Consider the following 17,280-nt stretch of genomic DNA (forward strand, 5'->3'; position numbering starts at 1 on the left):
CTGGTCAAGGACCCCGACTACCGGTACCAGTCGGCCGACGAGATGCGGGCCGACATCGAGGCCTGCCTCGACGGCCAGCCCGTCGCCGCCACCGCGGCACTGGGCGCGGTCGGCTACGGCGGCTACCCGGACGACCAGCCGACCACGGCGCTGCGCTCGGACGCGGGCCCGGGTGCCGCGACCTCGATGCTGCCGCCCATGAACCCGGATGACGGCGGCTTCGGCTATGACGACCGCCAGAGCCGTCGGCGCCCGCCGAAGAAGAACAACACCTCGACGATATTGCTGGTCGTGGCGGGTGTCCTGGTCCTCATCGGCGCGATCCTGATCGGCCGCTGGGCCATCAGCGGCAGCGGAGGCGTGGGCAACGACACCGTCGCGACCCCGAACTTCGTCGGCGAGACGAAAGCCGGCGCCGAGAAACTCGCCGTCAACGGCGACTTGAAGCTCAGCTTCGAGGACAAGCCCTGCGAGAACCAGAGCAAGGGCAAGATCTGCTCGCAGGACCCGGCGGCCGGCACGAAGGTCGACAAGGACTCCACCGTCAACCTGGTCGTCTCCACGGGGGCGCCGAAGGTCGCGGTGCCGAGCGTCGTCGGCGACAAGCTCGACGACGCCAGGGCGGAGCTCGAGGGCGACAAGTACGAGTTCGTCGTCGAGGTCGAGGAGAAGGTGGACGCCCAGGAGCCGGGCACGGTCCTCGAACAGGACCCGGGTCTCGGCGAAGAGGTGGAGAAGGGCACCACCATCACCCTCACCGTCGCCAAGGAAGAGGCCAAGTCGACGGTCCCGGACGTCCTCGGCAAGTCCTGTGACGAGGCCAAGGCGCAGATGACGGCGAACAACCTCACCGGCAACTGCACCGAGCAGGAGACCGAAGACCCGAACCAGGTCGGCAAGGTCATCAGCACCACGCCGGGAGCGAACACCCAGGTCGACAAGAACTCCCAGGTCCAGATCGTCGTCGGCAAGGCGAAGCAGAACGAGCAGGTCGCCGTGCCGAACGTGAATGGCCAGACCCTCAAGGACGCCCAGAGGATGCTCCAGGAGGCCGGGCTCGCGGTCGGCAACGTCGCCGGCTCGCAGGACCCCAACTCCCGCGTCTTCGGCTCCAACCCGCCTCAGGGCACCCAGGTGCAGAAGGGGTCGGCGGTCACCCTGTTCACCGCGGACCAGGGCGGTAACAACGGAGGCAACAACGGCGGCATCTTCGGCGGCCTCACCGGCGGCAACGAGGACTGACCCGAGCCCCCGCACGACAGGAGCCCCGGCCCTCCATCGAGAGGGCCGGGGCTCCTTGCCTGCGCGGGTCACCCCGCGGGACGTCAGCGCAGTTCCGCCGGCGGGGTGCGGTCCCGGTCGACCTTCTCCGTGCGGACCAGTTCGCCCCAGACGATGTAGCGGTACTTGCTGGTGTACACCGGCGTGCAGGTGGTCAGCGTGATGTAGTGGCCGGCCTTCTTCCTGCCGGACTCCTTCGGGATCTTCCCGAGGACGTCGACGTTGTACTTCGACGTCTCCGGGAGGATCGCGTAGGTCTTGTAGACGTACCACGTGTCCTTCGTCTCGAAGACGATCGAGTCGCCCTTCTCGATCTTGTGGATGCCGTGGAACTTCGCGCCGTGGCCGTCCCGGTGGGCCGCCAGGGAGAAGTTGCCCTTCTTGCCGGACGTCGGCAGCGTCGCCTTCACGGGGTCGGTGTAGTAACCGGCGACACCGTCGTTGAGGACCTTCATCGAGGTGCCCTTCTCGACGAGGATCTCGTCACCGGTCATCGCGGGCACGTGCAGGAAGCCGACCCCGTTCTTGCTGTCGTAGGAGGCGGGCCCGCCACTGCTGCCGCCCTCGTCGGACTCCTGCGCCCAGGCGTCGCGGACCTTGTCCGCCTGCTTGTCCGCCGCGCGGTCCGCGACCACGTTCGTCCACCACAGCGAGTAGACGACGAACAGACCCAGCACCAGGCCCGCGGTGATGAGGAGTTCCCCGAAGAAGCTGACCACCATCGCCACCGGCCCCATGCGGCGGCGGCGACGCGTCGGCGAGGACGCGGGCGGGTCGGAGTGCTGTGCGGTGTCGTCGGCGGTCGCTGCCACGTTTCCTCTGCCCTTAACTGACGAGCGCATCCGGCTTGCCCTTGCTGCGCGGCCGTTCCTCGACCATCTTGCCCCAGACGATCAAGCGGTACTTGCTGGTGAACTCCGGGGTGCACGTGGTCAGCGTGATGTAGCGGCCCGGTCCGGTGAAGCCCGATCCCTTCGGAACCGGATCGAGGACGCTCACATTGCTCGGCGAGGTGACCGGCAGTATCGACGCCATCTTGTAGACGAAGTAGTCGTCCTGTGTCTCCACGACGATCGGGTCGCCCGGCTCCAGCCGGTTGATGTACCGGAACGGCTCCCCGTGCGTGTTGCGGTGGCCCGCGAGCCCGAAGTTGCCGGTCTTCGCGTCCGGCATCGCCGTCTTCAGCGCGCCCTCCGCGTAGTGGCCCACCATGCCCCGGTCCAGCACCTTCTTGCTGCTGATGCCCTCCGCGATCGGCACCACCACGTCGAGCCGTGGGATGTGCAGCAGCGCGAAGCCCTGCCCCGGCTCGAAGGCGCCCGGCTGGCGCTTGCCGTTCGCCCAGTCGTCCTGGAGGTCGCTGACCTCCTTGCCGGCCTGCGCCTGGGCCCGCACGTTCGTCCACCACAGCTGGTAGGTGACGAACAGCAGCATCAGCACACCGCAGGTGATGAACACCTCACCGATGGCCCGGCTGGCGACGACCGCCGGACTCGCCTTGCGCGCCCGTGCCCGCCGACGCGCCTCCACACGGGACAGGGGCGCCCGTGAGGCCTCCTCAGAGCCCTCTGACGCCCCTTCCCCGCCTCCGGCGACTCCCTGGGTCTCTCCGGCCTTGCGGGAGCCTCCACGGCGTCCCTGGCGCTTTCTGGCTGCCTTCCTGCGGGCCGCCCGCCCGCCCGGTGCCGGTGCGGCTTCCGTGCGCGCCGCCCGCTCCGCCCGCACAGGCGGCTCCGGGATCCGCAGCGCCACGGTCTCCTCGTCGACCGGCGGCAGAGGGGCGGTGCCGTCGGCAACGCCGCCGTAGGCCTCGGGCTGCGCGCTGTCGTACCAGCCGTCCCCGTACGCACCCGGCGCTCCGTACGCACCCGGCGCCCCGTACGGCTGCCCGCCGTACGAGGTGCCCTGGTCGCCGGCACCGTAGGCGCCGGACTCGCGCTCGGGGCGCAGCGCCGTCACGCCGTGGACCTGCCCACCACCGGGGCGAGCCCCGCCGACCTCGCCACCGCGCCCTGGTCCCCGCACTCCACCAGCCAGTTGGCCAGCATGCGGTGGCCGTGCTCGGTCAGCACCGACTCGGGGTGGAACTGCACGCCCTCGACGAGCAGTTCACGATGCCTCAGGCCCATCACTATGCCGTCCGGCGTCCGGGCCGTGACCTCCAGCTCCGCCGGTACCGTGGCCGGTTCGGCGGCCAGCGAGTGGTAGCGGGTCGCCGTGAACGGGGAGGGCAGGCCGGCGAAGACACCCTTGCCCTCGTGCGTCACCGGCGAGGTCTTGCCGTGCAGCAGCTCGGGCGCCCGGTCCACCACGCCGCCGTACGCCACCTGCATCGACTGCATGCCGAGACAGACACCGAAGACCGGCACCCCGGTCGACGCGCAGTGCCGCACCATGTCCACGCAGACGCCGGCCTCCTCGGGAGTGCCGGGACCCGGGGACAGCAGCACCCCGTCGAAACCGTCCTGGGCGTGCTCCGTCGACACCTCGTCGTTGCGCAGGACCTCGCACTCGGCGCCCAGTTGGTACAGGTACTGGACCAGGTTGAAGACGAAGCTGTCGTAGTTGTCGACGACGAGAATGCGCGCGCTCACTGGTTGTCCACCGTCACATCGTTGAAGGGCAGCAGCGGCTCGGCCCACGGGAAGACGTATTGGAAGAGGACGTAGACCACGGCGACGATCAGCACCAGTGAGATGAGTGCCCGCACCCATCCGTTGCCCGGCAGATGCCGCCAGATCCAGCTGTACATGCCGTCCCTTCCGTCGTACCACGGCACCAGACCCACGCCGTACGCCAACAGACTAACGGCGCGACCCCTCCGTTTTCCCGGCCTCCACGGGGTGTGCGAACTCCGTACGAGTCCCGCCGCGTGTACCCGTATGTACGTGGCGCGGGGCGGAACGCCTCGATGTCCGGCCATGTTCCACGTGAAACATCGACCGGGGACGCCTCCACCGCAGAAGGGCCGCTACTCCACCGGCTGCGCGTAGTGCAGGTCCACGGTGCCCGAGTAGCCGGGCAGGGTCACCGTTCCGTTGTCCTCGACCTTCCAGCCGAGTCCGTAGACGTTGACGTACACCATGTAGTTCTGGATCGCCGGCGAGGACGCGAGCGCCTTCCTCAGCTTCTCCGGGTCCCCGACCGCCGTGATCTTGTACGGCGGTGAGTAGACGCGCCCTTGGAGGATCAGGGTGTTGCCCACGCAGCGCACCGCGCTGGTGGAGATCAGCCGCTGGTCCATGACCTTGATGCCCTCGGCGCCGCCCTGCCACATCGCGTTCACCACGGCCTGGAGGTCCTGCTGGTGGATGACCAGATAGTCGGGCTGCGGCTCGGGGTAGCCGGGCAGCTTGGCGGTGGCGTCAGGCGGGGCGTCGTTGAGGGTGACCGTGATCGCCTCGCCCGTGAGCTTCTGGGTGCCGGCGTGCTTCTCCAGGTCGGCGAGCTTCTCGTCCTCGGCCTCGGTGCTGCCGTCGTCCCGCTCGGCGAGCGACTCGATGTCCTCGCGCAACGCGCCGTTGGACTCGTCGAGCTTCCCGTTCTCGCGGCTGCGCTCGTGAATCAGGTCGGACAGCTTCAGCAGCGAGGCGTCCGTGCGGATGTCGGTGCCCTTGGCCGTGTCGAAGCTGGTGAAGAAGATGAGGCCCGCCAGGGCGAAGACGCCCGCGGTGAGGATCCGCACGGGCCGGACACGGCGTCGGCGGGCAGGACTGGATTCCGGTCCGGGGAAGTCGGCAGAATTGCTCAACGTACCCTTATCTCCTTCGGCGCCGCGGAAGCACTACGCTAACGGACGCCCGGGGGAGCGATCGGAGTCCCCTTGTACGCTGCTCCGAGCCCGACCCAGTTCCCTGCGCGGCCACGCAGCGCATCGACAGGAGAGACCCTCGTGCCGAAGTCACGTATCCGCAAGAAGGCCGACTACACGCCGCCGCCGGCGAAGCAGGCGACCGCCCTCAAGCTGACCAACCGCGCCTGGGTCGCGCCCGTGATGCTGGCGCTGTTCCTCATCGGCCTGGCCTGGATCGTCGTCTTTTACGTCACCGACGGCACCCTGCCCATCGATGCCCTGGGCAACTGGAACATCGTGGTGGGCTTCGGGTTCATCGCCGCCGGATTCGGCGTCTCCACGCAGTGGAAGTAGCGCGTCCCTCACGGTGAGCGCTGCTCTGCCCAGAGCTGTCCCCACAGCTCTGGGCAGGACTATTCCCTGAGTTATCCACAGCCCTTGTCCACATGTGGATAGGCAACCCGATCTGTGGATAACCCTCCGGCGGTTGACGCTGGTGTGACAGAAACACCGGCAACCGAAAGCATGTTCGCAAACTGCCTGACCTGCGAAAATACGGGTCGGTCAGCGAGAAGCTCGACTCCTCCGCACCCTGTGCACAAGATCCGCCACGATCTGTGGACAACCCTTGGCGCTCAGGTGAGCTGCGCCGTCCTCAGCACGGTCATCAGCACGGCCACGGCCAGCACCAGCGCACAGGTGCCGTACTGCACCAGCGCCCGCCGTTCCCGCGGGGCGTGGACCATGGCGTACCCGATCACGACTCCGGCGACGAACCCGCCCAGGTGGGCCTGCCAGGCGATGTTGCCCCAGCCGAAGGTGATGATCACGTTGATGACCAGCAGGGCGATGATCGGACGCATGTCCTGGTTGAGCCGGCGCATCAGGACGGCAATCGCACCGAACAGGCCGAAGATCGCTCCCGAGGCACCGAGCGAGGCCGTGGTCCCCGATGCCAGCAGATAGGTCAGCGCACTGCCGGCCAGCCCCGAGATCAAATAGAGCGCGAGATAGCGGGCGCGGCCCAGGGCCTCCTCCAGCGGGCCGCCGAGCCACCACAGACCGAGCATGTTGAAGCCGAAGTGCCAGATCGCCTCATGCGTGAACATCGAGGTGACCAGGCGATACCACTCGCCCTCCGCCACACCCTCGGTGGGCAGGAAGGGCTCCGGCGGCCAGACACCGACCAGCACGAGCGGGTCGAGCAGCGACGGCCGGATCTGCACGGCGAGGAACACCGCGAGATTGATCCCGAGAAGGATCTTGGTCAGCAGCCGGGGATCGGCGGCGACGGTTCCACCGGCGATCGTGCGGGGCCTGGAGGCCGAGGGCGAGTGACCGGTGCCCGACCCTCCGCGGACACACTCCGGGCACTGGAAACCGACCGAGGCGCTGACCATGCACTCCGGGCAGATCGGGCGCTCGCACCGGGTGCAGCGGATACCGGTCTCGCGGTCCGGATGGCGATAGCAGACAGGGACGCGCTGGGCGCCCTGCGGGCTGCCGGCAGCCTGGTCGTCCATGGGATCCCCTAGGTCGTGTGGAAAAAAGGCCCGCCCCGCCCATCCTTACGGATGAGCGGGGCGATTGGTTCCCTTCGAGCGCTTTCGCGCTCCGGGGGACGAGGTGCTCAGCCCTCGCGGATCTCGACCGACTCGATCACCACGTCCTTCAGCGGACGGTCGGTGCGCGGGTTGGTCTGCGTGGACGCGATCGTGTCGATGACCTTCTGGCTCGCCGCGTCGGTGACCTCACCGAAGATGGTGTGCTTGCGGTTCAGCCACGCCGTCGGGGAGACGGTGATGAAGAACTGCGAGCCGTTGGTGCCCGGACCGGCGTTGGCCATCGCCAGCAGGTAGGGCTTGTCGAAGCGCAGGTCCGGGTGGAACTCGTCCTCGAACTGGTAGCCGGGCCCACCGGTGCCGTTGCCCAGCGGGTCCCCGCCCTGGATCATGAAGCCACTGATCACCCGGTGGAAGACCGTGCCGTCGTAGAGCTTGTCCGTGGACTTCGCACCGGTCTGGGGGTGGGTCCACTCCCGCTCGCCCTTGGCGAGCTCGACGAAGTTCTTGACCGTGATCGGCGCGTGGTTCGGGAAGAGCCGGACCTCGATGTCGCCGTGATTGGTCTTCAGGGTGGCGTAGAGCTGCTCAGCCACGATGTGCCTTCCGTTGTCTTTCCGTGACTCCCTGATCCTCGCACGGACGGGGCGCCCAGTCGCCCGACCTGCGTTCACTGGTGGGCAACAGGGCCGTCCGGCTTGCGGAAAACGGGGCCGGTACTCCCGTGGCGGGGGCGCATGACGGCGATCCGTGGCATTGTCGGCGACAAGCTCCCGTTGCACCGGATTCATCCGCTATCACACTCGATATCACTATCGATCAAGCACACCGGCACCCGTATGCCCGTCCGCGCATGCCCCACGGCGTCCCGGCAGGCATGATCCGTAAAAGGGTGGAAAGTCGAAATACCGTACGCCACCGAGGAGGAGGAACCCGTGACCCGCATCGACAGCGTGCGCGCCGCGACCGGTTCGGCGAAGGACAGCGTGCTGCACGCCGCGGAAGTGGTGGCGCCCTACGCCGACACGGCCAAGGTCAGGGCCGCGCACTACGCACAGGAGGCCCGCGTACGGCTGGCGCCCAAGGTGACACAGGCCGCCGGGCATGCCCGCGTCCAGTACGGCGCCCATGTGCAGCCGTATCTGGAACAGGCCCGGACGCATGTGCCGCCGAAGGTCGACATGGCCGCCCAGCAGGCCGCCGTCCGCACCCGCATGGCCGCTCGGCAGGCGGCGGACTACTCCCGGCCGATGATCGAGCAGGCGGTGGCCGCCGCCGGTCCCGCGAGGGAGGAGGCCGCGGCCCGCAGCGCCGCCGCGCTGGCCGCTCTGCGCGGCCAGGTGTCGGCCCGGCAGATCCAGAAGATCGTCCGCAGGCAGCAGCGCCGGGCGAAGGCCGGCCGTGCCGCGCGCATGGTTCTGATCATGGGAGCCGTGGCAGGCGGCGCCTTCGCCGCCTGGAAGTGGTGGGACAAGCAGGCCAACCCGGACTGGCTGGTGGAGCCGCCGGCCGCGACGGATGTGTCGGGCTCGACCAAGCTGACGTCGGTGGACGGCAGCGACCTGAGCGCGCTCGACCCTGAGGTCGAAGCCAAGGAGGCCGCGGAGGAGGCCGCCAGGCGCGACGAGCCCTAAGAGGCGCACGGCACCAACGGCGGGGGGGGGGGGGGGGGAGGGGGGGGGGGGGGGGGGGGAGGGGGGGGGGGGAGGGGGGGGGGGGGGGGGAAAGGGGGGGGGGGGGGGGGGGGGGGGGTGGGGTCCCCCCCCCCCCCCCGCGCCGTTTCACGTGAAACAGGACCCCTCTCACCACGTTTCCGCAGGTGAGAGGGGTCCAGGTGTGGAGCCTAGGGGAGTCGAACCCCTGACATCTGCCATGCAAAGACAGCGCTCTACCAACTGAGCTAAGGCCCCGGAAGGAAAGCGTCCACCTGGAAGAACACATCCCGGTGGGCGCCCGACACCAGAGTACCGGGTCCCCCGGGGGGTTCCGCAAAAAGATTGGGGGTCCCCGTGACCAACCACTCTCCGTAAGATGCTCGGCGGGGTTCGCTACAGCGAACCGCGGTTCATGGGGAAGCGATGGGGAGACGCAATGGACGCCGCACAGCAGGAAGCCACCGCCAGAGCGCGGGAACTGCAGCGGAATTGGTATGGGGAGCCGCTGGGGGCGCTCTTCCGTAGGCTCATAGACGACCTGGGCCTCAATCAGGCTCGTCTCGCGGGTGTGCTGGGACTGTCCGCGCCGATGCTCTCGCAGCTGATGAGCGGGCAGCGGGCGAAGATCGGCAATCCTGCGGTGGTTCAGCGGGTGCAGCTGCTGCAGGATCTGGCGGGACAGGTCGCCGACGGCAGCGTCAGCGCGGCCGAGGCGACCGAGCGCATGGAGGAGATCAAGAAGTCCCAGGGGGGTTCCGTGCTCAGCAACACCACACAGACCACGAGCAGTTCGGGAGCTCCCACGGTCAAGCGGGTGGTCCGCGAGATCCAGTCCCTGCTGCGTTCGGTGGCGGCTGCCGGCGACATCATCGACGCCGCCGACACCCTCGCTCCCACCCACCCCGAACTGGCCGAGTTCCTGCGTGTCTACGGCGCCGGCCGCACCTCCGACGCGGTCACGCACTACCAGGCGCACCAGAACTGATCTTCCGCCCGGCGGCTGCCGGGTGTACGGGGGAAGCCGGCCCGGAGACCGGCGACACGGAGCCGGCCGGGTACAGGAGAGAGATCAGAGGCGCAGGGGGAGTCGTATCGCTCGTCGAGGGGGAAGGACTGGGGGACACCGCAGGGGGAGGAGCGACGTACAGCCATGGGTGAGGTCTTCGCCGGCCGGTACGAACTGGTCGATCCGATCGGACGCGGGGGCGTCGGTGCCGTATGGCGCGCCTGGGATCATCGCCGCCGCCGTTATGTGGCCGCCAAGGTCCTGCTGCAAAGCGACGCCCACTCCCTCCTCCGCTTCGTCCGCGAGCAGGCTCTGCGGATCGATCACCCCCATGTCCTCGCTCCCACCAGCTGGGCCGCCGACGACGACAAGGTCCTCTTCACCATGGACCTGGTCGCCGGTGGTTCCCTGGTCCACCTGGTCGGCGACTACGGTCCCCTGCCGCCGCCCTACGTCTGCACCCTGCTCGACCAACTGCTGGCGGGGCTCGCCGCGGTGCACGCGGAAGACGTGGTGCACCGGGACATCAAGCCCGCCAACGTGCTCCTGGAGGCCACCGGTACGGGCAGGCCACGGCTGCGGCTGTCCGACTTCGGTATCGCGATGCGGCTGGGCGAGCCCCGGCTGACGGAGACCAACCTGGTGGTGGGCACGCCGGGCTATCTCGCACCGGAGCAGATGATGGGCTCCGAACCGGACTTCCCCGCCGACCTGTTCGCCGTGGGGCTGGTGGCCCTGTATCTCCTCGAGGGCGCCAAGCCGGACACCAAGGCCCTCATCCAGTACTTCGTCGACCACGGGACCCCCGGCCCTCCCCAGGGCATTCCAGAGCCGCTGTGGCAGGTCGTCGCCACGCTGCTCGAGCCGGATCCGTCGGCGCGGTTCCGCACGGCCACGGGGGCACGCAAGGCGCTCGCGGCGGCCGCGGAGCTGCTGCCGGAACCGGGGCCCGACGACGAACTGATCGAAGTCTTCGACCAACTGGGCCCACTTCCCCCGGGCTTCGCCGCCGACGGTCCGCTGAAGAGGGCCTCGGGTGTCCGACCGGACGGCCGGGGCGGTACGGCGACCGAAGCGTTCGAGCCCGGGAAGGAACACCGGCCGGGGACCGGAGACTCCGACCCAAGGCGAGGCACGGACACCGGGCCCGCCGGGGGAGACGATGCCGTGCCCCGCCGGGGCGCGGCCACCACCCAAGGGGTCGAGAGTTCGGCCGGCACCGGGACCGGAACCGGTCCGGGCCCTCTCGGTACGCACCGTGACACGGGCGGAGGCGGGGATGCCGACCCCGGCGATCCCCGTCGGAGCACCGCCTCCCCTGCGACGCCGTCCGGAGGCTCCCCGCGGCCGCCCAGCATGTCGGACACCGGCAGCTTCCCTCTCCCACCGCCCCGGTCCACGATCACCTCCTCCCCCGTACCCGCTCCGCCGCCTCCGGTGCACGCCCCGGGCACCTCTCGGCCCCCGGAAGAGGCCCCGAACGGCAGCCCGTACCAGCCGGCCCACCCCGCGCCCCACCCCGCGCCCCACGTCTCGCCCCACGACCCCACTCATCCGCTGCGCTCCCCCCTGCCACGGCCGACCGCGCCTCCCGACGCCTCTACTGCTGAATACACCGCCCAAGGCCCGCGGGTTCCGCCTCCGGGCGGGGCGATCTCGCGGCACGGCACGGTGCCCCGGTCCCACCGTCGTCGCAGCCGTCGGCCCGGCCCTCCCGCAAAGGTGGCCGTCCCGGTCCTGCTCCTGGCCCTGGCCTGCTACGCCGTGGGGTTCTGGGCCCTGACCCGCATCTGATCCGCCACCGCCTACGGACGGGCCCGCCGCCGAGCCGCCAGGACCCACACGCCGAGCCCCGCCAGCAGCACGCTGCCGGTGCCGATGCCGCCCACCGCGAGCGCCCGGTACGCGGCGTCGTCACCGGCCGTTCCGCCGCCCCGGGCGGCCGTGTCCCGGTCCTCCCCCGTGACCGTGAAGACGTCCGCCGGCACGGGCCGCCCCGCGTAGCCGGGCCCGTCCTGTGCCGCACCGCTCAGCCCAACCCTCAGGGTCAGCGGAACGGGCCCGTCGCCGAAGTCGTCCGCGACCTCCGCCGAGAGATGCGCGACCAGGTAGTAGGAACCGGCGAACCGCATCGTCGAGACCTGCCGTCCGGCGGCGTGGCGATTGACGTACGCCACCGGCGGCAGGGGCGCCAGGCTCTTCGACTTCTGGCCGCCGTCGTAGCCGACGCCCACGTCCTCGACGTGGGCGCGGACCGGGTTGTAGAGGTCCAGGTCCAGTGCGGCGGCGACGTAGCCCCTGCCGGCCGAGCTCGCACTGCCCAGTTCAGCAGTGGCGTGCAGCTGCCGCCCCCAGTCGACGGGGACCTTGTAGAAGAGGGTCTGGCCGGGGCGTATGTCGTCCCGCCACACACCATGGCCGAGGGAGGTGGCCCGGGCGAAGCCCGTACCGCCCGTGCGCTTTTCCGGCTCGCCCGCAACAGGCTGGGGCGAAGCGGAGTTCCACTCCTCGGGTGCCTTCGTGGGACCGCTGTTCTCCAGCCCAGGCTCCGACACCGTGGTGAGCTCCAGCTCCCAGGGGACCGGGGAGGAGTTCTTCCCATCCGGGTCGGCGCGTTCGACGGTCACGTAGTACGTACCCGCGTCCCTGCACAGTGATCTCCTGGGAGAGATCTCCCGCACGGCCCACACGGCGACCGGATGCGGGCTGCCGCCGGCACCGAAGGTCGCCGTGCCGACATCGCAGGACCGGCCGTCGCCGTCCTGCACGGACATCTTGAGGCCGTCGATGACGGAGGTGTCGCGGCCGGCCGGCGGAGCGGCCGTGGCGGAGGCGTAGGTGTTCGTGGTGCCGTCGAGTTCGAGGCGGTAGTAGACCTTGCCGGTGGGCGGCAGGGTGCTGCGGTAGGTCCGGCCCGGCGCCAGTTCGACGGCGTCCGCGGTGCTCACGGCCCCGTCGATCCTCCGCGCGCCCTCGGCGAAGCCGTAGTCACCGGCAGCCCCGATGGACCGGACGGATCCGGCGGCCTCGGCGGCGACCGCCGCCTGCCCCGGCGGAAGACCCCCCAGCCCCAGAACGAACGTCACACCCGCACACACGGCGACCGGACGCCGGCCGAGCCCGGCTCCGGCCCGCCCCCGCGCCGTCCACTGCCGTCCCCTCACGCGCCACCCCTCGTCGCTGCCCGGACGTCGCACCGTGCCGCCCATCCTGCCCCGTGGAGGAGCCCGGTCCGCAAGGCCCGGCCACACAAAACCCCGACCGCAAGGGCGGCCGGGGTCTGTTCAGCGTCGGATATCGGTACTCACGAACCCGTGGGCACGGAGTCAGTCGCCTCCGTCCACAGATCCTGCTCGGCGCGATCCGCCTGGATCTGGCGGTACACGAGGAGCCCGCCGATGGCGGCCAGTGCGACCAGGAGAAGCTTCTTCACCGCGCGACCTCGTCTTTCGTTGACGTAGGGGACCTCTGGCGCCCGACTATACACACCGGTCGATACCGATCGGTGACCTGCGTCGACCCCTTGAACTGCCTTTGGGTCGGGCGCAGGAGAAGCGGAGTACGGCGATCCGATCGGAGGGTGATCACACCTCCATGGACGGTCACTTTATCGCCTTACCTCCCGCTCTCCACCTTTTCCGCCCTTATGCCCCCATCCGGGTGGTGTTCATCTGAACATCCACGCGCCACGGGCGTCGGTCCACCACTTCGCGACCCTCATACACATCATGAGGAAAGTACGCAAATCGCCCAACCCGAAAGTGAGGGGCCATGGCCCGGAACAAGGTCATGAAGCTGTGGAACGCCGTCGTCACCGCCTTCCTCGCGCTGTGCACGGCGCTCGGACTCATCACCACGACCGCCTCCGCGGCCGTACCGCAGACCGAGAAGACGCGCAACAGCGACAGCACGTCCAGGACGACGGCACCGGCCACGCCCCTGTGGTCCTGGTCATTGATCAGGGCCCTGCCCCCCACGATGAAACAGCGCATCCACGCCGAGGCCCACGGCAAGTCCCCCGGCTGCAGGCACAGCCCTCATGCGGACACCGAAGAATCCAGCTCGGCGGACTGCTCCGAGGACACGGAGTCCTCCCGGCCGGAACCCGTCACCGGACTCATCCCGCTCCAGCGCTGACCCCCGGCGGTGCTCCGGAGCCCTCCTCGTGCCGTCGCTGCTTCCCGAAGTCCTGGCGAACTTGCGTACAGCACCACGGCACGACGAAGACTCCCCGGCTGGTGACAGCCTCGACGCCGGAAGAAGACCCCCGTCGGTATGCGACGGGGGTCTTCTCGTTGCGAAGTCGGCAGGACCGATCGCCGCCCTCGGCGTCCTGGTCGTGGCGGAGCCCTTCGAAGGCGGGCGTCCCTGGTCGGCCGTGAACGCGAAGACCCCCAACCACTATCGGGTTGGGGGTCCTCTCGCTGGTGGGGCTAACAGGATTTGAACCTGTGGCCTCATCCTTATCAGGGATGCGCTCTAACCAACTGAGCTATAGCCCCGCCGCGCTCTGCGGTGTGTGTCCCGCGCGCTGACTCCTGAAGATTAGCGCACGACCCGGGCAGTCCCAAAATCGGTTGTCGGGGAACCGTCGGAGGAGGCGGGGAAAGCGTCGTGAGCAGGTCACTCGTCCTCGGCCAGCGTCACCTCGACGCCGCCCACGAAGCCCGCGGAAAGGTTGTAGATGAACGCGCCGAGCGTCGCCAGAGCCGTCGCCAGGACGACGTCGATGACCGCGATGATCGACGTGAACATCAGGACGTTGGGCAGCGACAGGAACGACTGGAGATCGAAGCCGTTCGACTCGTTGGAGCCGGTCGCCTCGGCGATCGTGCCGCCGACCGACGAAAACACGCCCATGGCGTCCATGACCATCCACAGCACCGCGGACGCGACGATCGTGCAGATGCCGAGGGCGATGGAGAGCAGGAAGCTGACCTTCATCACCGACCAGGGGTCGGCCTTGGCCACGCGCAGGCGCGCCTTGCGCACGCGCGGGGTGGTGCTCGCGCCGGTGCGCGGGCGCCGCACCGCGCCGGTCTGGCCGGCTGCCGTCCCGGCCTGTGCCGGGTAGGCCTGCGGCGGGTGGTACGGGCCCGCCTGCTGTTGCGGCTGCCGTTCCCCCGGCAGCGGTGAGGCCGTCTGAGCGGCGGCGCCCTGGTCCGGCGCGGCCTGCGGGCCTCGGGTGTCCGTCACGGTTCCCCCCTGGGATCCCTGTCTGTCGGACGAGGAGGCGTCCTTGGCGGGCGACTTGATCGCCTTGAGATTGGTCGTGTGCGGATCCGCCGCCCGCGCGGCGGAGCCACGGCCACCGCCGCCCGTTCCCGAACTGGTACCGGTCGGTCCGGCGCCCGTGGCTCCGTTCACGCTGACTCACTCCTCGTGCTACTCGGCCGAGGGCGCCTCACCCTCGTCCGTGCCGGTGGTCGCGTCCCCGTCGGTGGTCTCGTCCACGGCCACGTCGCCGTCGACTTCCTCCGCCTCGCGTCCAGCCTCGGCGTTTCGAGCGATGCCGACCACGGCATCGCGCTTGCCCAGATTGATCAGTTGGACGCCCATGGTGTCACGGCCGGTTTCCCTGATCTCGTTGACTCGCGTACGAATCACACCACCCGACAGCGTGATGGCGAGGATCTCGTCGGTCTCCTCGACCACCAGCGCGCCGACGAGGGAGCCGCGGTCCTCGACGATCTTGGCGGCCTTGATACCGAGGCCGCCGCGCCCCTGAACGCGGTACTCGTCGACAGCGGTCCGCTTCGCGTACCCGCCGTCTGTGGCAGTGAACACGAACGTACCGGGTCGAACAACATTCATCGAGAGCAGCTCGTCGCCCTCACGGAAACTCATGCCCTTGACGCCCGAGGTCGCACGGCCCATGGGCCGCAGCGTGTCGTCCGTCGCCGTGAACCTGATCGACTGTGCCTTCTTGCTGATCAGCAGCAGATCGTCATCGGCCGAGACGAGCTCGGCGCCGATCAGTTCGTCGTCGGAACCGTCCTCCTGCTCACGCAGATTGATCGCGATGACACCGCCCGAGCGCGGCGAGTCGTAATCCTTCAGCGGCGTCTTCTTCACCAGGCCGGCCTTGGTGGCCAGGACCAGGTAGGGCGTCGCCTCGTAGTCGCGGATGGCGCGGATCTGCGCGATGGTCTCGTCCGGCTGGAAGGCCAGCAGGTTGGCCACATGCTGCCCGCGCGCGTCCCGGCCGGCGTCGGGGAGCTCGTAGGCCTTCACCCGGTAGACCCGGCCCTTGTTGGTGAAGAACAGCAGCCAGTGGTGGGTGGTGGACACGAAGAAGTGGTTGACGATGTCGTCTTCCTTGAGCTTCGTGCCGCGTACGCCCTTGCCGCCGCGCTTCTGGGCCCGGTAGTCGTCGGTCTTGGTGCGCTTGATGTAGCCGCCGCGCGTGACCGTGACGACGATGTCCTCTTCGGCGATCAGGTCCTCGATGGACATGTCGCCCTCGTAGGGGATCAGCTTCGTCTTGCGGTCGTCGCCGAACTTCTCGACGATCGCCGCCAGCTCCTGGCTGACGATGCCGCGCTGACGCACGGGGGAGGCGAGGATCTCGTTGTACTCGGTGATCTTCGCCTGGAGTTCGTCGTGCTCCTGGACGATCTTCTGGCGCTCCAGTGCGGCCAGTCGGCGCAGCTGCATCTCCAGGATCGCGTTGGCCTGGATGTCGTCGATGTCGAGGAGGTCCATCAGGCCGCCGCGCGCGATCTCGACGGTCTCACTGCGCCGGATCAGCGCGATGACCTCGTCGATGGCGTCCAGCGCCTTCAGCAGGCCGCGCAGGATGTGCGCCCGTTCCTCGGCCTTGCGCAGCCGGAAACGCGTACGGCGGACGATGACCTCGATCTGGTGCGTCACCCAGTGGCGGATGAACGCGTCCAGGGAGAGGGTGCGCGGAACGCCGTCGACCAGGGCCAGCATGTTGGCGCCGAAGTTGGTCTGCAGGTCGGTGTGCTTGTAGAGGTTGTTCAGGACGACCTTGGCGACCGCGTCCCGCTTCAGCACGATGACCAGGCGCTGGCCGGTGCGGGAGGACGTCTCGTCGCGCACGTCGGCGATGCCGCCGATCTTGCCGTCCTTCACCAGGTCGGCGATCTTCTGCGCCAGGTTGTCGGGGTTGGTCTGGTACGGCAGTTCCGTGACCACCAGGCACTGGCGGTTCTGGATCTCCTCGACCTCGACCACCGCGCGCATGGTGATCGAGCCGCGGCCCGTGCGGTACGCCTCCTCGATGCCCTTGCGGCCGACCACCAGGGCGCCGGTCGGGAAGTCGGGGCCCTTGATCCGCTCGATCAGCGCGTCCAGGAGCTCCTCGTGCGACGCCTCGGGGTTCTCCAGGTACCACTGGGCGCCGGCGGCGACCTCGCGCAGGTTGTGCGGCGGGATGTTGGTCGCCATGCCGACCGCGATACCGGCCGAGCCGTTGATCAGCAGGTTCGGGAAGCGCGCGGGCAGGACGGTCGGCTCCTGGGAGCGGCCGTCGTAGTTGTCCGTGAAGTCGACGGTCTCCTCGTCGATGTCCCGGACCATCTCCATCGACAGCGGCGCCATCTTGCACTCGGTGTAGCGCATCGCCGCCGCCGGGTCGTTGCCCGGCGAGCCGAAGTTGCCGTTGGAGTCCACCAGCGGCATCCGCATCGACCACGGCTGCGCGAGGCGGACCAGCGCGTCGTAGATCGAGGAGTCGCCGTGCGGGTGGTAGTTGCCCATGACGTCGCCGACGACGCGGGCGCACTTGTAGAAGCCGCGCTCGGGGCGGTAGCCGCCGTCGTACATGGCGTACAGCACGCGGCGGTGGACGGGCTTGAGGCCGTCACGGACGTCGGGCAGCGCACGCGACACGATGACGGACATCGCGTAGTCGAGGTACGAGCGCTGCATCTCGGTTTCGAGCCCGACGGGCTCTACGCGCATGCCGGCCGCGTCCGGGTCCTCGAGAGGCGTGACGGGAGTGTTCTCGTCGGTCAT

At 69.3% G+C, this 17,280-nt stretch carries 17 protein-coding genes and 2 tRNA genes; 6 read left to right on the forward strand and 13 right to left on the reverse strand.

Translation table 11 applies throughout. The features are described from left to right. A partial coding sequence (locus tag ACZ44S_RS20785; protein WP_466931176.1) for a Stk1 family PASTA domain-containing Ser/Thr kinase occupies nucleotides 1-1,242 on the forward strand: 1,242 nt, incomplete at its 5' end. 83 nt (nucleotides 1,243-1,325) lie between these two features. On the opposite strand, the gene ACZ44S_RS20790 is transcribed toward ACZ44S_RS20785, so the two are convergent. The 5 genes from ACZ44S_RS20790 to ACZ44S_RS20810 all read right to left on the reverse strand — a co-directional run bounded on the left by ACZ44S_RS20790 (nucleotide 1,326) and on the right by ACZ44S_RS20810 (nucleotide 5,032). After that, nucleotides 1,326-2,093 (reverse strand): class E sortase, encoded by a 768-nt coding sequence (locus ACZ44S_RS20790; RefSeq protein WP_466931178.1) that lies wholly within the window; start codon nucleotides 2,091-2,093, stop codon nucleotides 1,326-1,328. Nucleotides 2,094-2,106: 13 nt separating this feature from the next. Continuing rightward, nucleotides 2,107-3,240 carry a class E sortase gene (locus ACZ44S_RS20795; RefSeq protein ID WP_466931180.1) on the reverse strand — a complete coding sequence of 378 codons (1,134 nt, stop codon included), beginning with the start codon at nucleotides 3,238-3,240 and terminating at the stop codon, nucleotides 2,107-2,109. After that, nucleotides 3,237-3,875 (reverse strand): aminodeoxychorismate/anthranilate synthase component II, encoded by a 639-nt coding sequence (locus ACZ44S_RS20800; RefSeq protein WP_466931182.1) that lies wholly within the window; start codon nucleotides 3,873-3,875, stop codon nucleotides 3,237-3,239. Before ACZ44S_RS20800 ends, ACZ44S_RS20795 begins: the two co-directional genes overlap by 4 nt. After that, nucleotides 3,872-4,033 carry a hypothetical protein gene (locus ACZ44S_RS20805; protein ID WP_185931086.1) on the reverse strand — a complete coding sequence of 54 codons (162 nt, stop codon included), beginning with the start codon at nucleotides 4,031-4,033 and terminating at the stop codon, nucleotides 3,872-3,874. The genes ACZ44S_RS20800 and ACZ44S_RS20805 overlap by 4 nt, the downstream gene beginning before the upstream one ends. 219 nt (nucleotides 4,034-4,252) lie before the next feature. Continuing rightward, entirely contained in the window at nucleotides 4,253-5,032 is a 780-nt protein-coding gene (locus ACZ44S_RS20810; RefSeq protein ID WP_466931184.1) for a DUF881 domain-containing protein, read from the reverse strand. Nucleotides 5,033-5,173: 141 nt separating this feature from the next. Here ACZ44S_RS20810 and crgA point away from each other — a divergent pair, with 141 nt between their 5' ends. After that, nucleotides 5,174-5,428: a cell division protein CrgA gene (gene crgA, locus ACZ44S_RS20815; protein ID WP_190164619.1), complete on the forward strand. Its 255-nt coding sequence runs from the start codon at nucleotides 5,174-5,176 to the stop codon at nucleotides 5,426-5,428. 281 nt (nucleotides 5,429-5,709) lie between these two features. On the opposite strand, the gene ACZ44S_RS20820 is transcribed toward crgA, so the two are convergent. Both ACZ44S_RS20820 and ACZ44S_RS20825 read right to left on the reverse strand, forming a co-directional pair. Further along, nucleotides 5,710-6,597 (reverse strand): rhomboid family intramembrane serine protease, encoded by an 888-nt coding sequence (locus ACZ44S_RS20820; RefSeq protein ID WP_466931186.1) that lies wholly within the window; start codon nucleotides 6,595-6,597, stop codon nucleotides 5,710-5,712. A 107-nt stretch (nucleotides 6,598-6,704) separates the two neighbouring features. Continuing rightward, a complete protein-coding gene (locus ACZ44S_RS20825) occupies nucleotides 6,705-7,232 on the reverse strand; it encodes a peptidylprolyl isomerase (protein ID WP_466931188.1) in 528 nt (175 codons plus the stop codon). 339 nt (nucleotides 7,233-7,571) lie between these two features. Here ACZ44S_RS20825 and ACZ44S_RS20830 point away from each other — a divergent pair, with 339 nt between their 5' ends. Continuing rightward, nucleotides 7,572-8,270 carry a DUF5324 family protein gene (locus ACZ44S_RS20830; RefSeq protein ID WP_466931189.1) on the forward strand — a complete coding sequence of 233 codons (699 nt, stop codon included), beginning with the start codon at nucleotides 7,572-7,574 and terminating at the stop codon, nucleotides 8,268-8,270. A 203-nt stretch (nucleotides 8,271-8,473) separates the two neighbouring features. Here the strand turns inward: ACZ44S_RS20830 and ACZ44S_RS20835 are convergent. Continuing rightward, a tRNA-Ala gene (locus ACZ44S_RS20835) sits at nucleotides 8,474-8,546 on the reverse strand. 181 nt (nucleotides 8,547-8,727) lie between these two features. Here ACZ44S_RS20835 and ACZ44S_RS20840 point away from each other — a divergent pair. Together ACZ44S_RS20840 and ACZ44S_RS20845 are read left to right on the forward strand one after the other, a co-directional pair. Further along, entirely contained in the window at nucleotides 8,728-9,276 is a 549-nt protein-coding gene (locus tag ACZ44S_RS20840; RefSeq protein WP_190164615.1) for a helix-turn-helix domain-containing protein, read from the forward strand. 165 nt (nucleotides 9,277-9,441) lie between these two features. Continuing rightward, nucleotides 9,442-11,091 carry a serine/threonine-protein kinase gene (locus ACZ44S_RS20845; protein ID WP_466931192.1) on the forward strand — a complete coding sequence of 550 codons (1,650 nt, stop codon included), beginning with the start codon at nucleotides 9,442-9,444 and terminating at the stop codon, nucleotides 11,089-11,091. Between the two features lie 11 nt (nucleotides 11,092-11,102). On the opposite strand, the gene ACZ44S_RS20850 is transcribed toward ACZ44S_RS20845, so the two are convergent. Together ACZ44S_RS20850 and ACZ44S_RS20855 are read right to left on the reverse strand one after the other, a co-directional pair. Then, nucleotides 11,103-12,461, reverse strand: a complete 1,359-nt coding sequence (locus ACZ44S_RS20850; protein ID WP_466931194.1) for a hypothetical protein — start codon at nucleotides 12,459-12,461, stop codon at nucleotides 11,103-11,105. Nucleotides 12,462-12,601: 140 nt separating this feature from the next. Beyond that, on the reverse strand, nucleotides 12,602-12,730 hold the full coding sequence (locus ACZ44S_RS20855; protein WP_003999697.1) for a DLW-39 family protein: 129 nt from the start codon (nucleotides 12,728-12,730) through the stop codon (nucleotides 12,602-12,604). A gap of 338 nt (nucleotides 12,731-13,068) precedes the next feature. Here ACZ44S_RS20855 and ACZ44S_RS20860 point away from each other — a divergent pair, with 338 nt between their 5' ends. Then, on the forward strand, nucleotides 13,069-13,434 hold the full coding sequence (locus ACZ44S_RS20860; protein WP_466931196.1) for a DUF6344 domain-containing protein: 366 nt from the start codon (nucleotides 13,069-13,071) through the stop codon (nucleotides 13,432-13,434). Nucleotides 13,435-13,722: 288 nt separating this feature from the next. On the opposite strand, the gene ACZ44S_RS20865 is transcribed toward ACZ44S_RS20860, so the two are convergent. The 3 genes from ACZ44S_RS20865 to gyrA all read right to left on the reverse strand — a co-directional run bounded on the left by ACZ44S_RS20865 (nucleotide 13,723) and on the right by gyrA (nucleotide 17,280). Continuing rightward, a tRNA-Ile gene (locus ACZ44S_RS20865) sits at nucleotides 13,723-13,799 on the reverse strand. 121 nt (nucleotides 13,800-13,920) lie between these two features. Beyond that, entirely contained in the window at nucleotides 13,921-14,664 is a 744-nt protein-coding gene (locus ACZ44S_RS20870) for a DUF3566 domain-containing protein (protein WP_466931197.1), read from the reverse strand. An 18-nt stretch (nucleotides 14,665-14,682) separates the two neighbouring features. Next, nucleotides 14,683-17,280, reverse strand: a complete 2,598-nt coding sequence (gene gyrA, locus ACZ44S_RS20875; RefSeq protein WP_466931199.1) for a DNA gyrase subunit A — start codon at nucleotides 17,278-17,280, stop codon at nucleotides 14,683-14,685.

It is taken from the genome of Streptomyces malachitofuscus (genome assembly GCF_055571035.1).

Coding starts and splice junctions, on each gene's coding strand:
- ACZ44S_RS20805 (WP_185931086.1), bottom strand. CDS start 4,033: ATGTACAGCTGGATCTGGCGGCATCTGCCGGGCAACGGATGGGTGCGG.
- ACZ44S_RS20840 (WP_190164615.1), top strand. CDS start 8,728: ATGGACGCCGCACAGCAGGAAGCCACCGCCAGAGCGCGGGAACTGCAG.
- ACZ44S_RS20845 (WP_466931192.1), top strand. CDS start 9,442: ATGGGTGAGGTCTTCGCCGGCCGGTACGAACTGGTCGATCCGATCGGA.
- gyrA (WP_466931199.1), bottom strand. CDS start 17,280: ATGACCGACGAGAACACTCCCGTCACGCCTCTCGAGGACCCGGACGCG.
- ACZ44S_RS20860 (WP_466931196.1), top strand. CDS start 13,069: ATGGCCCGGAACAAGGTCATGAAGCTGTGGAACGCCGTCGTCACCGCC.
- ACZ44S_RS20820 (WP_466931186.1), bottom strand. CDS start 6,597: ATGGACGACCAGGCTGCCGGCAGCCCGCAGGGCGCCCAGCGCGTCCCT.